This window comes from Pseudoalteromonas sp. XMcav11-Q (genome assembly GCF_040104525.1).
Lineage (GTDB): Bacteria > Pseudomonadota > Gammaproteobacteria > Enterobacterales > Alteromonadaceae > Pseudoalteromonas.
In genome coordinates, this window is the sequence record NZ_JBECOX010000029.1 from 1 (window position 1) to 16,637 (window position 16,637).

Consider the following 16,637-nt stretch of genomic DNA (forward strand, 5'->3'; position numbering starts at 1 on the left):
TAAAGTTGACTTTCACTAAAGGTATCTTGCAACCGCGCAGCCAGCCCCTCCGTTAGCGTCTCCCCTCCTATCACCAGAACATGCGCTCCGCTGACCTTATCCCCATCCAGCAATTCAAGTAATGCCTCACAATGCATCGGCGTCAAACGATATAAACTCGCCTCTGAGCTCTCTCGTAACCGCTCGACTAATCCCTCCAACTCCTCTCCCCAAGGCGCTAAGTTCACGCACCCTCCCACCAAAAGAGGCAAATATAAACTCGGAACGCCTATATCAAATGCATGCGACGTCAACACATAGCTTCCTGTCAACTGCTCTTGATAGTACGCTTTTAGACCATAGCCACAGTAATCTATTAATCCTCTGTGACTTACCTCCACCCCCTTTGGCTTACCCGTCGACCCTGACGTATAAATCACATAGGCGCTATCCGCTAAGGTATGTGTCACTCCCACCGGATGGCTGTCATAACCCGATAAGCCCCACTCATCCTCATCCAGCATTAACACATCTACCCCTGAAACCGGTAAAATTTCTAATAAACATGTCGATACCAAGACCTGAGTCACATCCGCATCGTTAAATATATCTGCTAAACGTGCCGTCTGATTATCCGGGCTCAATGGGATATAGCTCGCACCCGTCGCCATCACCCCTAGCATCGCCACCAAGAGCGTGACATCTCGCGTCATCACCAACGCAACTCGCTCTCCTACCCCTATATCCTGCTCTTGAAGGTAATGTGCCAACTGATTCACGCGACTGTACAGCTCTCCATAGCTCAGTGCGTGTGATTCATCCCGTACCGCTATTCTCTCCGGCGTCTGCTGGGCTTGTCTCGCAAACTGCTCTACTACACTTTCTCCTCGCCGATAATCACAGGCTGCACCTACGCTCTCTTCTATCAAGCTTTGACGCATTTCATCGTCATACAAGGCTAAACTTTTGCAGCTACCTTGGGCTCCCTTCGCGATACTCTCCAATAGATACTCAAAGCTACGGGCATACGCCGCTATCGTCGCTTCTGTAAACAAGCTCTGTTGATACCGCCAATGGCATAGCAACTCGCCTTCTCCCTCCGAGCAAGTCAAATCCAAATCAAACCGTACCTGCTCTTGACTTTGTTGGAGTGGTTTCAGCCTCGCCTCTCCCAAACTCAACCCTTCATCGTCACTGCTGCGATGGTTCTGTAGCACCAACTTAACCTGACACAAGGGGTTATATGCTAAGCTTCTATCTGGGTTTAATGCCTCTACCAACAGCTCAAAAGGGAGCCCTTGATGCTGATAATCTGCCAGCGTATCTGCCTTTATCTGCGCCAATAACGCCGTAAATGGCTGCGCTAAATCAACCTCTGTTCGACTCACCAAGGTATTGATAAAAAACCCTATTAATGGCGACAATTCACTCTCACTACGCCCCGCTGTCGGTACGCCTAAGACGATGTCCGACTCACCGCTTAAGCGGCTCAATAACACCGCAAAAGCACCTTGCAGTACCATAAATAACGTGACACCTGCGCTTTGCGTTAGCGCTTGTAACCCTGCCAATGTCTCTTTGCCTATCCGACTACGCACATATCCAGAGGTAAATTCTTGCTTGGCTGGTCGCGGCTTATCTAATGGCAATCCGTGTAAGCTCGGCATGCCCGACAACCTAGCCTGCCAATACCTTAACAACTGTGCTTTGTTTTGCTCCGTTAACTGTTGCTGTTGCCAGTACGCGTAATCTCCATATTGGACCGGTAATTCAGGCACATCCGCTTCCCCGCCTGTTATCGCGGCTTGGTAAAATGCATTAAACTCTTTTATTAATAGCTGCATTGACCAACCATCCGATGCGATGTGATGCAACGTGAACAACAAAATATGCCGTGTTTGAGACTGTTTGATGATTTTTGTACGCAACATTAAATCTTGGCTTAGGTCAAAAACTTCTCGTGCCGCATCATCCACTTGCCGCTGCACTTCATCTTCACCACAATCAACCAAATTCACCACTTCTACCGTCACCGCTCGGGCTGGCATTACCCGCTGCATACACACTCCATCGTGGGCTTCGAAACAGGTTCTTAACGCCTCGTGGCGGGCAACTATTTGGGTTAGACTGGCTTCTATGGCTGCAATATCCAGTACCCCATCACAGGCCAGTGCTGCTGCAACATTATAATGTTGACTGCCTTCTAGCTTATCGATTAACCACAGCCGTTGTTGTGAAAATGACGCTGGGATCGCACCACTGCGATCTATACTGGTAATAGCAATCAATTTCTCTTGTTGGGCACGGAGTAGCGCTATTAATTCTTGTTTGTTTGCTGTTAATTCAGCTTTTAACTCAGCACTTAACTTGCCTGACTTCTTTTTAAAACGCAGCTGTCCCTGCTCGTCGAGAAATAATGTGACACCTTGTAGGCGCGCTTTCTTTAGAATTTCTAGCACCATTATAATACTCCCTCATCTTCAAATTCGTCATTCTCTGCATCGACTGCTTGTAATGCGAATAGTTGCTCAATCAACTCTGCTTGTTGGCGGATAGTCTGATATTGAAATAATTGGTTCATTTGTGTTACGCACGCAAACTGCTTCTGTAGAGCAGCGCTTAATGACATGACAAGCAGAGAGTTACCTCCAGCTGCGAAAAAGTTACAATCTATACTCGGTGGTTGCTCAAGTCGAAGTACCTGTTGCCAGATAGCTACCAATTGCAATTCAAGATCGGTATTGGCCGCAACAAACTCTTTTGAGTCCTGCATGGGTGCCTCGGGTAGCGCTTTGACATTAATTTTACCGTTTGCACTCAATGGTAGCTCAGGCAAGTCAATCAATTGCGCAGGGCAAAGGTAACTAGGAAGGTTTTGTTGTAGCGTCAGCAATATCTGTGACAAAGTGATATCTGGGTCTATATTGGACTGGTTAAGCACAACATATGAGACTAAGCGCCTATGCTCTTCCTCTCCTGCCATTACGGTAACACCTGCCTTAACCTGAGGTAGCATAAGCAACTGCTGGTTTACTTCTCCCAATTCGATACGAAAACCATGTAATTTCACTTGATCATCAATGCGACCCACATAGTATAAGCTGCCGTCATACTGTTGCCGAACAAGATCACCGGTACGGTATAATCGCTCTCCAGGCTGAAATGGGTTGTGAACAAAACGCTGAGTAGTCAACTCCGGTTGGTTAAGATAGCCATTCGCGAGACAGCGCCCTCCGATGTGCAATTCACCTACAACACCAGTTGGTACTATCTGCATTGCTTTGTCTAATACATATAGCTGGGTATTTTCCATAGCGTAGCCAATAGGGAGCGAATCAGCCTGTCCTAGCTCAAAATCATTTAGCCGCGCGATACAACAACCCACAACGGCTTCGCTTGGTCCATAATGATTGTATATGGTGGCATTTGGAAAGGTATGAGTTAATTGGGCGAAAAGCGATACCGGAAACAACTCACCGCCAATCACAAAGACATGCTGACTTTGACATACCTCATCACCCATAATGAACATTAACGCTCTGGCATGCATAGGTGTTAATCGCAACAACAAAGGCTGAGTACTTGGTCGCGCAAGTCGCTTGGCAAGCTCGGTTAAAACCTCATCATGGTGACCACTTAGGTCGACCGTCCCACCGCATAATAATGGTAGAAGTAATGCAGGCAAACTAATATCAAAGCCGTAAGACGTCACCAAGAACGAGCCTACTAACTCAACGTCATAATAATTCTGCAGAGCAAACTGGCAGTAATCGAGCAATGCCCGGTGCGAAACCTCAACCCCTTTAGGTTTACCTGTCGAACCTGATGTATAAATAACATAAGCGGGGGTTTGAGCTTGGTAAACTAAACTGCTTGGCAGACTACTATACTCGTGAAACAACCAATCGCTAAGTGTTAGATCCGTCACCTGGCATGGTTGACTTTGCCAGCGCGCCCAATAGGCTTGTGAAATGAGTGCCATATCAAGCTTTGCATCGTTAACTATGCTATTGAGACGCTCCCCTCGGTTTGACAAATCAATCGGAACAAAACAAGCATTAATTTTCAAAGCAGCGAGAATTGCGACCAATATTTCAGGACCACGATCAAGGTATAAGCCAATTCGGCTACTTTCCCCGACTTGTTGTTGACGCAAGTAGTTGGCCAGCTGTTCTACTTTTTGGGCCAACACTTCATAACTGAACTCCTGCTCATTATAGCGCGTAGCGATAGCTTTAGGGTGAGCTGCTACTTGCTGATAAAATAATGCTAATAAAGATGTATCGCGACCTTTAAGGTTAACAACACCACACTGCTGCGAACGCTCACTTTGTTTCGTAGTTAACTGTAATTGCCCAAGTGCGACTTCAGGGTTGGTCAGCGTTTGAGCCAGTACGTGCTTTACGCTATTCACAACGTTTTGTATCGCTACCGCTTCAAATAGACTCGTATCATAATCAAACTGCAATAACAGCTTTCGCTCGTGCTCTATAACACGCAATGAAAATTCAAACTTACTTTGCTGATCACTAAACTCGATGGGCTTAAGGTGTTCGGTAAAGGTGCTTTCATCTGAGACTAGCGCCTTTTGATACGTAAACAGAACCTGCACCAAGGGGTTATAACTCGTAGTGCGCTGTGTCGTAAGCTGCTCAACTAGCCACTCAAAGGGCGTCTCTTGATTGTCTAAGGCGGCAACATCAGTACTTTTTACTTGTTGTAGGTAATCACTAAAACAGCACTCAGATTGATAATGAGTACGCAGCACCAAGGTGTTAACAAATAAACCAACCACGCTGTCAAAATCTTTGTGCGGTCGATTAGCCACTGGCGTTGCAATAGCATAATCATCACTGTTGTTATAGCGGCATAGTACGATGCTCAAAACAGCATGTAAGTACATAAATGCTGTCGTATTAGTCGCTGATGTTGCTTTTTTCATTAATTCGAATAATTCACCCTCGACCTCTATAGTCATGGTTTGGCTTTTATGTGCAGCAAACTTCCCACGGGGTTTATTCAGTGGCAATGAACTTAGCATAGGCATATCACTTAGCTGCTCTAACCAATATTGATTTTGTCGCGCTAACCGCTGCTGCTGAGCTTCACTGTGCTGCCATAATGCATAGTCAGCGTAATCGACTGTGGGTGCAACTAGTTGATGCGCTTTCCCCTGCTGATAAGCCTGATACAGCGAATAAAACTCTTGAGCAAGCACCTCCATAGACCAAGCATCTGTCGCAATATGGTGGACACAAATTAGCAAGTAACAACTTAGCCCTGTCGTAACATAAGTTGCTCTGATCGGAATGGATGTAGCAAGTTCGAAGGGGAGTTGCGCTAATGCTTTTAGTCGCTCGTCGACTGCGCTTTGGGCGCATAGCTGCTGTTCATTTAGCTCGGTAATAGTAAACTTAGGTCGTGAGACCACGACTTGCGTTATTTCTTCTTCCTGAGTACGGTAAATCGTGCGTAATGCTTGGTGACGCTCTATCAACTCATTCATAACTTGAGTAGCCAGCGCAAGGTTAAACTGTTTGCCAACTTGGAAAAGCAAATGCATGTTGTAGTGCGTACTTTTACCATCGTGAAGCTGATCGATAAACCATAAACGGCGCTGTTGTAATGATAATGGCAATGACTGTTGTGATTTTTTACGTCTCGGAATAACGTGCTGCTGACTTGTTTGCTTTTCATCAATCAACCGACTCAACGCCGCGATAGTATTATGTTCAAAAATATCTCGAAGCGACAAAGTGGAATTGAATTTAGCGTTTAATTCATTTACTAACCGTAAACTTAATAATGAGTGACCACCAATATTAAAAAAGCTGTCATGAACTGAAATATCAGAGTTAAGCCCGAGTATTTGTTGCCAACTCTCCATCACACTGTGTTCACTCTCCGACTCAGCTGGTACAAAATCAATATCTGCAACCACATTCAAGTTAGCTAGCGCTGACTTATCCACTTTGCCATTTGGAGTTAGAGGTAAAGCAGAGACACACTCTATACGGTCAGGGATAAGATAACTTGGGGCACGCATAGCGAGTATATGGCGCCACTGTGATACGCTCTGCTGTTTATCTTTGCATGTGGATGAACACACAACAAATGCGACCAATAATTCGGTTTGACTGCGACATTGTTTAACCACCGCCACTTGCTGACAATCCGCGAACTCGCGAATTAGTCGTTCAACTTCTCCAAGTTCAATACGATGTCCTTTTATTTTGACCTGATCGTCGTTACGGCCAACATAGATGAGCTCACCCGTGTCCTGCCAACGAACCAAATCGCCGGTTTTGTATGCCCTAATAGGTGTCGTTAAAAAGGACACTTCCACAAATCGTTGCTGCGTTAGCTCCGGACGATTTAAATAGCCTGGTGTCACTCCTTCACCAGCAATTAATAGTTCACCCACAGCACCATGTGGCATTAGCTGTTGAAATTCATCCACAACGTAAACTTGAGTGTTCGCGACAGGGGCACCTATCGTGACAGCTTGTGGTTTCACTTTAGCCGCACAAGACCACACCGTACATTCCGTTGGCCCGTACATATTAAACACTCGCTCAGGCAGAAGCGCACAAAGTTGCTGAGCAAGGTCATCACTCAGAGCCTCTCCACCAACCAGTAGCAATTCCAGCTGCTGTAATGCATCTCGACCCGAGTCACTGTGTAGTAATTCACGTATATAGCTAGGCGTCGCTTGAAAGTGTGAAACTTGGTGTTGAACGATTAACTGAGCAGGATCCCAATCGTTCTCAAAACGTTGTGCCAACATATTCGTTTGACAATCGTGCTGTATAAAGCGTTCTTGAATTGTTGCTACACAAGATAACTGCTGCGGTGTGATGGAGGCATGTTGTTGAGACGTGTAAATAACTACAACTGCATTAAAGCCCATCTTGCCAAAGAGAGCTAATTGCGCCAGAGCCATATCACTATCTTCAAGCGTGCAAAGCGCTCCCGTTTGTTCATTGCATTCGCTAACGGGCAGATAGAGTACTCTGCTGCTAGCCGCTTGCTGAATAGTGTTAAATGCCGCAACTTTTGTTGCTAGTTCTGAAAGCTCGCTTCCTTGATATAGCACCGAAAGTCCAGCTCCGCTTCGCGCCGCCTGCTCATATTCTTGCTCCGTGGCGCGACAGTTTAAGCCGAGATTTTCAGTATCAGAATGTAAGCAAGAAACTCGATCACCAACATAGCTTGAAAACTTCGCAACAGATAACTCTTTTGCATCGAGTAATGCCATATCTGATTTGCATAAATGCACCTGTGCGAGCTTTTCACTTGCGATACTCTGTGGTCGCTCTGGCTGGATGATTACCTTAGCTCCAGAGGCTAAGCTCCAGAATAGCTCGAGCACAGAAATATCAAAGCTAATACTCGTGCTAGCTAACCAGGTTATATCTGACGAGTTGCTTGGTAGCGATGTGCTCATCGCGGTAAAAAAGTTAAGTACGTTTCTGTGGCTCACTTTGACGCCCTTTGGCTTGCCCGTGGAGCCACTCGTATAGATCACATATGCCAAGCTATCTGAGGTGAGTTGATTAGTATAAGAAACGGGGTTTGTCGACGCCTGTAAGTCTAGGTATTCAACCAAGTGAAGTGCAGCTGATACATTGTTACTGAATAATGGTTGTAACGATTGCGTCAAAATTAAGTGCTTTAATTCGCTATCTTGAACAATATAATTCAGCCGCTGTGGTGGGTAGCTGGGATCTAAAGGCAAATAAGCACCACCAACTTTTAAAATAGCCAACATATTAATCAGCATAGATAAAGAGCGCGGTTGACAAATCCCAACTAAATCTCCAGGCCGGATCCCTCTTTGATACAACTGTTTAGCAACACATTCAGATTGCGCATTTAACTCTGCAAACGTTAAGTTTTCATTGTTAAAACAGACAGCTACTTTATCGGGCTGCGTAACACTTTGGTATTCGATGGCATGTTGCAGTAACCCCTCACTATCAAACGCTTGCGAGGTACAATTTAGCTGTTGCAACAAATAGTCACGTTGAGATTCTGGTAACAAGTTGTAGTGATAACAAGCTTGTTGTTCAGAATCGATGACGCCATCAACCAATTGTGCAAATTGCGCCATCATCTGCTCGATATATTGCTGATGAAACAACTCAGTACGGTATTCGACTGTAAGCTGCAGACCCTCTGATTGTTCACGTGCATGCCAAGTCAATTCATACTTAGCTACCGATTCTGAATGTAACTGTGGTGTCATGGAAAACGGCAAATCGCCAAGAGGTAACGCTTCGTTCGCCGTATTGTCCAGAATCAACATGATTTGAAACAACGGGGAATAATTCAAACTGCGTTCAGGAGCTAGCATTTCGACCAATTGTTCAAATGGCGTAGCTTGGCGGGACAATGCCTCTAGGTTAACTTGCTTTACTTGTTCTAAGAACGTCCCAAAACTCTGCTTAAGAGAGCACTCCACTTTTAACACTAGGTTATTTATAAAAAAGCCCACAACGTTATCCAACTGCGGGTGACTACGATTTGCAACCGGGGTTCCAATAACCACTTGCGAATGCTGAGTGTGACGGCAAATTAACAGACTCAATAAACCATGCAATACCATAAAAAGCGTCGCATTGTGTTTGCCCGCAAGTTGCTTTAAACCATTCAACTGCTTCTGATTCAATAGCCATTGCAGATTGTTTCCAGCAAACGTTTGCTGATTACTTCTCGCTTGATAAGTGGGTAACTGATGGACAGCATCAATATCTGCCAGCTGTGTAAGCCAATAATCTAAGTGCGCTTTATGCTCATTCGACGCAAGTTGTTCATGGTGCCACGCGGCATAATCACTGTATTGAATATCGATCACAGGAAGCGCTTCAGTGTCAACACCCAGCTTTTGTTTATAAATAGTAATAAAGTCGCGTAATAGAATATTCATCGACCAAGCATCTGTCGCGATGTGATGTGTAGTGAGGAGTAACGTGCCGTGCTGCTCACCTCGCTTGACATAAGTCCCGCGCAACAGACAATCTCGACTTAAATCGAATGGTATGGTTGCATTTTCTAATCGCACAGTCTCAAGTTGACACTGCTGCTCAGCGATAGACTTTCCAGTCACATCTAATAATACTAGTTGAAAAGCTTCTTGCGTTAACTGTAGCTGTGGTTGAGCATCTATTGTGACAAAATTCATAAGTAATGCCTGATGACGCTCTAGTAACTGAGTCAAGGCATACTCAGCAATATCGACATCAAACTGGCCGCAGATATCCAACGCAAATGGCATATTATACTGAGCCTGGTTGCTTTCAATCTGCGACAGTAACCACAACCGCTGCTGCGCTACAGAAAGCGGTTTAACCATATCCGTCTCCAGTCGCTTAATTGGTTCAAGCGCTAGATCTTCACTTTTCTGTATAAACTTAGCCAAGTCACGAATAATTGGGTGATTAAAAATATCTTTTAACTGTAGTTTCTTACCCAGCTGTGTACTCACATGGTTGATCAACCTAACCGCTAACAGTGAATGCCCCCCCATTGCAAAAAAGTCACTGTTAGGCGCAATATCAGTTCGTGATAACAGCTGCGTGCAAATATCCAGCAACTGCATCTCAACTAAGCTCTCCGGAGCAAGTCGTGAAGTTTGTTGCAACGTTTTGGGATCAGGTAATGCCCGTCGGTTAACTTTGCCATTACGACTTAGCGGAAAGTCATCAAGCGCAATATAGCAATGCGGTCTCATGTACACAGGTAGCCTAGCAGCGGCAAGGCCTTCTAGCTGGTTGCGCACGGTCTCAACATCTTCATGTTGAGGCACGAAATAACACACAAGATACTCATTTTCTTGGCTTCTATTAACGTGTGCGATTAATCGTTGAACACCATCACAGCCCTCCAAAAGCGTTTCAATCTCGCCAAGTTCAACTCGATGCCCACGAATTTTAACTTGTTGATCATTACGACCAATAAACTCCAACCGCCCTTGACTATTCCAGCGAACTAAATCCCCTGTTTTGTAGTAACGTTCGGACGAGCCGCTCTTTAAAACATCTACAACAAAGCACCTAGAGGTTAACTCTGGCCGTTGCCAATATCCTTTCGCCACACCGGTACCTGCAATCCACAATTCGCCGATGCCTCCGGGCACTTGAAGTTGCTGTTGTTCGTTTAATACCAGCAACTGAGTATTGGTCATTGGCAGACCTATCGGTACAGTGCCGTTTCCTAACAATGGTAAATCATTGAATGCATGTATGCAGCAACCCACGACAGTCTCTGTTGGACCGTAATGGTTATATAACAAACTGTTAGGAAACGTATCACCTAATGCTAAAGCTACTCTTTGCGATAGGGCCTCACCACCTATCACCAATACACAAGGGGCAGTGATCACTTGGCCCTTGAGCGCATCGAGTAAGGCCTGACAATGGCTAGGAGTTAATCGCAATAATACCCCTTCAAGCTCAAGTTGCTGTAATTCGTTCAGCAAAGCAAAAATCACATCATCTTGTGGCAATAATGTCACACATCCCCCATGTAATAAGGGTAAGTAAAGACTAGGTACACTGATGTCAAATGCCGGCTCAGTAACGAGTAGAGAGCCCACGAGATGGTCTTGGTAATAAAAATCACTGGCAAAGGCGCAATACTGCTGTAATCCCAACTGAGTAATTTCAACTCCCTTGGGTTGACCAGTAGAGCCTGATGTATAAATTAGATAAGCACTATCACTTAACTGAGTTGGCGGTAGCGAAGATGGTGTAAACTCACTTAGCCAGTCTGGCGTTAAGCAGTCATCCATCAACATTACATCATACCCTTCGCTAGATACTGTTTCGAGAAGTGCACTTTGGGTTATCAATAGTTCGGCATCAACATCTTTTAATACATATTCCAACCTTGTCTTACCACTCGATTTATCTAATGGGATATATACGGCTCCCGCCAACTGTACTCCGATAAGGGCGACTAATAGCTCCACACTTTTAGGCAGTAATAGCGCAACATGATCACCATGACCTATTTCTTGTTCTGATAAGCAGCCAGCTAAATTTTTCGCTTTGGCAATTAATTCGCCATAACTTAGTGTCGTATCACCTGCTCGAGCTGCGATTCGTTCCGGTGCACTCTGAGCCTGAATTAATATCTGCTGTACAATGGGAAGTTCTGTATCAGTAACTTGCTGCTCACCAGTTCCCATTGATAGGAGCGATTGTCTTGTTTCTTCACTCAACAACGAAGGTAATGATTGATTAGATTGGTGTTCAGGCAACGCAGTTAGCAATTGCACCATAGCTGTTGATAACCGCTCCACTGTCACTTGGTCGAATAATTCACTTTTATAATTCCAGTCAAGGATTAGGCTTCCTTGCTCTTCAAATATGCTAAGGTCCAAGTCATAACGCACAGCTCCCTCTCGCAACGGTAAAGCGCGAACAATCAAGTCCGTCAATTCAAATTGAGATTGTTGATAATTTTGTAGTACAAACTTGATTTGGGCTAAAGGGTTGTAGGCTAAATTGCGGGAAGGCTGCACAGCCTCTACGACTTGGTCAAAAGGTACCTCTTGATGACCAAAAGCCTGCTGTACTCGGCTTTTATTTTTAGCTAAAAATTGCCAAAAATCACCATCTTCAGGGATCTCCGAACGCAGCACTATTGTATTGAGAAAGCAGCCGATCAAGGACTGAACTTCCTCTCGTTCTCTTCCCGCCACAGGTGTCGCCATCACAATATCATCACTACCACTAAATCGGCCTAAAACAAAAGCAAATGCAGACTGCAATAAGGTAAAGAGCGTCACATTGTGGCTTTTTGCCAGCTTGACTAACTGCTCGCTCAGTTTCTTGCTCAAAGGAACTTGCATTTGTTTAGATGTAAAATTTTGCTGTTTAGGGCGTGGTCTATCGAGTGGTAGGCTATGTACCTCTGGAGCTTCGGCTAAATAGTCATGCCAAAACTCTAATTTCTGTTCAAGTACTGGCTGATCTAAATGTTGCTTTTGCCAATAGGCATAGTCAGCATACTGTATTGGTAAAGCAGTTAACTGCACTGACTGGCCAGTCGCTAACTGGTGATAACTGGTTACAAATTCTGATGACAGCACTTCCACTGACCAGCCGTCTGCTGCAATATGGTGAACAGCGAAAAGTAAGCAATGCTGTTTGGCATGACGTTTAACAAGCGTTACCCGCAATACTAATTCAGCACTCAAGTCGAATGAGTAACGTGACTCTTTAGTTATCAGCTGTTGTAGTTTAGTCTCATATTCTGCGGCAGAAAGCAGGCTATAGTCTTCTTGAAACAGAGGTATCTCAAAGTCTTGATGTAAAAACTGCAGCGTTTGATTTTGCTGCTCAACGTAACCACACCGGAGCACTTCGTGACGGTTGATTATTTCAGCCAAAGCCTGACTAACCTTATCAACTCGCAACTCACCTTCTAACTCGAATGCTGCAAAAATATTATATTCGCTACTCTCGCCACCACCAAGCTGGTGTATAAACCACAATCTCGCCTGCGCCAAAGACAAAGGTAGATACTTACTGTCAGGACGAGGAGTGATAGCACTAACTTTAGGACGTTGGATACTATGTTGTAGATACTGGATAATATCGTCTTTGTGTGCAGAAATTTCATTCTTTAGCTCAGAGGTCAACGCTCCTTTTGGCGCCGTAAATTTTAGCTTTTGCTCTTCAAGATAAAGTTCGATCCCTGCAGCTAGCGCTTTTTTTATTATTTTTTGAACCATTAAAATTCTCCAGATTCCATATCTTCCGCAAGCTCAGCCTCGGTACTTGCGCTAGTGTTTTTGTTAGCCAGTTCAACAGCTAATGCAATCTCAGCTACGGTTGGATACGTGAATAAAAACAGCAGTTCCAGCTGTACACCGAAACCGTTTTCTATCGCATTTTTAAACGCGACCAGTGAAATAGAACTACCTCCAAGCTCGAAGAAGCTATCATGCACTCCTGGGGAAGTTTGTAACCCCAAAGTCAGTTGCAATATATCCACAAGCTTCTCTTCTAGTTCATTGCTCGGCGCCATATAGCGACTATCACTATGCGCAATGGGGGTGGGTAAATTAGCTTTGTCAATTTTGCCATTATTTGTTAACGGCAATACGTTGAGCACAGCCCACCGACTAGGCTGCATATAATGAGGCAACCTATGCTTGAGCCACCCCTTCACATCACTGATAAGGTCACTATGATCTTGGCAACTGTGACTAACCAACCAAGCGTCAAGGTGCTGATGCTGTTTAGTGGTATTAAGCAGCACTACCGCGCTATCCAACCGCTCATGCTGAGCTAAGTTTTGCTCCACTTCAGGCAACTCAACACGGTAACCTTTATATTTGACTTGAGCGTCTCTGCGACCTAAAAACTCAATGTTTCCGTCATTACGATATCGAGCAATATCTCCAGTGCGATACATTCTTGAACCAAGATCTTGCTCCAGCAAATCTGCAAAAAATACCTTTGCCGTTAACTCATCTTTGTTCCAATAGCCTCGGCTGACTTGATTTCCACCAATATAAATCTCTCCTTTTACACCAGGAAGCTGTAGTTGTTGCTGATTATCGAGTATATAAATACGGTTATTCGCATCCGCTTTGCCAATAGCCAAAATTTCACCATAATAGCCATCAGGCTTTATCTCTAAGTGCGAAACAGTGACGGTGGTTTCAGTTGGACCATAAGAGTTAACTAACTTTGGAAGCTTCCCTTGATGTGCAAACCAGCGCTCAACACAGCCAGCCTGTAACCCTTCACCACCAATAATGACTGTTTCCAGCATATTAGGTAATGACATAGTAGGCGCCTGCATAAGTTGATGGAAAAATGCCGTTGGCAAAGTGATTAGATTGATACGTTGCTGTTCACAAAGCGCCCAAAATGTTGCCGTACTCGATAGCCAGGTATCGTCTCGTAGTACCAACGTCCCACCTGTCATTAAGCTGCCAAATATCTCCTCAATGGACATATCAAAATTTACAGCACTAAATTGCAGTATGCGTTTAGTCGAGTCGAGTCGGTAGCGCTCTATAAAGCCTTCGACAAAAGCAGCTAAATTTTGGTGCTCCACCATCACGCCTTTAGGGTTACCGGTGGATCCTGATGTATATATTAGGTACACCAGTTGCTGTGGGGCGATGCAGATTTGGGGCGCATTCGGTTCATGATCTTGGAATATTGCGTGATCTTCACTTAAATTCTGTATCACATAATCGGATTCTGCTTGTTTGTAACTCTCATGGTCATCACCCTCAGGTAATAACAAAAGCTTTGGTTTACTATCGGCCAAAACATAAAGAGACCTAGCTTTTGGCTGCGCTCTATCCAGCGGCACATATGTCGCACCGGCTTTCATAACCGCGAAAATAGCGACCATAAACATTGCCGATCTTGGCAGGCAGATTGCTACTCGATCTTCTGTTGTAATTCCCTCTTGTAAGAGATAATTTGCGAGCTGATTTGAGTGGGATTCTAACCAAGCATAAGTATACTCCTTGCCATTATCTACTATGGCAATATTATCGGGGAACCGAACAGCATTATTCGATAACCGCTGAGGCATCAACAAAGTTGGAGTAGCTTGCAATACGCTTTGAGGCCGACCGAGTAAACGCCTCTTATCATCATTAGACATAAGTGATAACTCGGCAATGGTTGCATTAGGTTGCGTTACAAAAGCCTTTAAGATCTTTAAGAAATACTCGCTCCATTTGGCAACATCACTAGAGTGGTAAAGCTCATTTAGAAACTCTATATGGCAATCTAAGCCATGTTCTGTTTGCTCTGCAGTTAGCACTAAATCAAATTCTGAATGACCATTCGTCCGTATCAGTTCATTCATTTCGAGAGCAGGTATCTGCGCAGCCTCATACTTATTGTGAAGTGCTAACAATGTTTGGAATACGGGATGCTGATATGAACTTCTTGGCGGGTTCAAACGCTCAATTATTTGCTCCAACGGAGCATCTTGATTGGCAAAAGCAGAAGTGCTTTTCTCACTCACATGAGAAAACAACTCGATAATAGTCATCTCCGACTGTAATTCAACTTTCAAGACAACGGTATTGACGAACAGTCCAATTAGATCAAAGCAAGCCGCATGCTGTCTCCCAGCAACAGGAAGTCCTATCTGTAATGACGAGCTGCCGGTAAGCTTAGCTAGCAAAATAGCCCATGCTGAACTTAACAGCATATTGAGTGTTATCTTTTGATCTTTTGCTATCAGTTCCAATTCAGAGCTAAAAGAAGGCAATAAAGAAAAACTGACTTTGCTGGTACTACCCCTAAGTTTTTCTATTGTCCCGGTGTCGCTAGGCAGTTTTAAATCTTCACCACGCTCGGCTAACTCAGTAACCCAGTAGTCTAGCTGTGACTTGAGCTTTTGTTGCTGCTGACTTGCCAGCTGCCAATCAGCATAATCACTATACTGAATAGCTAAAGGAGGAAGTACCGCAGCCTCCCCTCTTTGCAACCCTTGATAAAGTGCCGCAAACTCTCGATGCAATATCTCTACCGACCAACCATCTGCGATGATGTGATGAAGACTGATCATCAGCACCGCTTCCGTTGCACTTTGCCTGACCAAACTCGCTCTAAATAGTTGCCCTGCTGTTAGGTCAAAACCTCGCTGTCCTTCTTCTGCTTGTAGTGTCTGTATCTTATGCTGCTGTGTTGCAGGCGCTAGTGATGTTAAATCGTAATGCTGTAAGACAAACCTGACCTCACTTTCCACGACTTGCCTAGGCTCACCTTCATGGCTTATGAAACGGCTTCGCAATATATCATGCCGTGCAATAATGCCTTGTAATGCCTGCTCTATATAGTCAGCTGCTATTACTCCTCGCAGCTGTAACGTTGAACTCATCACATAATGCGCACTGCCAGGTTGCATCTGTTCAATAAACCACAAACGCTGTTGCGCATATGACAAAGCCGCCGGCTCTGAACTGCTTCGTTTTGTGATCAATGTTTGTTGTGAGTGTTCCGCAGCGTCTATTGTTGCCGCTAGGCTAACTAAGTCTGGCTGAGCAAATATGTCGCCTAAACCTAGCTCTACTGCAAACGTTGAGCGGATCTCAGCTTGTAGCTTTACACTTAATAAGGAATGCCCACCTAGCGCAAAAAAGTGTTGTTCTAGACCGATATCCCCCGCTTCTATCCCCAACAATTCAGCACATATTTGTACCAATCGTCGCTCTGTTTGACTTGTCGCGGTTATTCGTTTCGTTGCTTGCTGATGTGGACTAGGTAGCGCACTGCGGTCCACTTTACCGTTTGGCGTCAACGGTAAACGCGGTAATGTCACAACCTGTTTTGGTACCATGTATTCCGGTAAGACTGTCGCCAATTGCTGCTGTATGTCACCATGACTGTCGTCTTTGTCACTGACAATATAGGCAACTAAACGGCTCAGCTCCTCTTCGCCCACTACCAGCACCACCGCTTCTCTAACACTTGGTAGCGCTAATAATTGCTGCTCTATTTCCCCTAATTCAATGCGGTGACCACGCACTTTAACCTGATGATCGGCCCGACCAATCACTTCAAACTCACCTGACACCGTCAATCTGGCCAAGTCTCCCGTCCGATATAATGGTCGTGCTGTGCCGTCTGGGGCAATTCCTGTAATAAAGCGAGTCGCAGTTAACG

Annotated in this window: 3 protein-coding genes; all 3 read right to left on the bottom strand. The window is 44.8% G+C overall.

Going from position 1 to position 16,637, the window contains the following annotated elements:
• Positions 1-2,441 (bottom strand): condensation domain-containing protein (locus ABMY45_RS23695; protein ID WP_349289587.1); only part of this gene is annotated, 2,441 nt, incomplete at its 3' end.
• Entirely contained in the window at positions 2,441-12,721 is a 10,281-nt protein-coding gene (locus tag ABMY45_RS23700; protein WP_349289588.1) for an amino acid adenylation domain-containing protein, read from the bottom strand. The genes ABMY45_RS23700 and ABMY45_RS23695, both read right to left, overlap by 1 nt.
• A partial coding sequence (locus ABMY45_RS23705; RefSeq protein ID WP_349289589.1) for an amino acid adenylation domain-containing protein occupies positions 12,721-16,637 on the bottom strand: 3,917 nt, incomplete at its 5' end. The genes ABMY45_RS23705 and ABMY45_RS23700, both read right to left, overlap by 1 nt.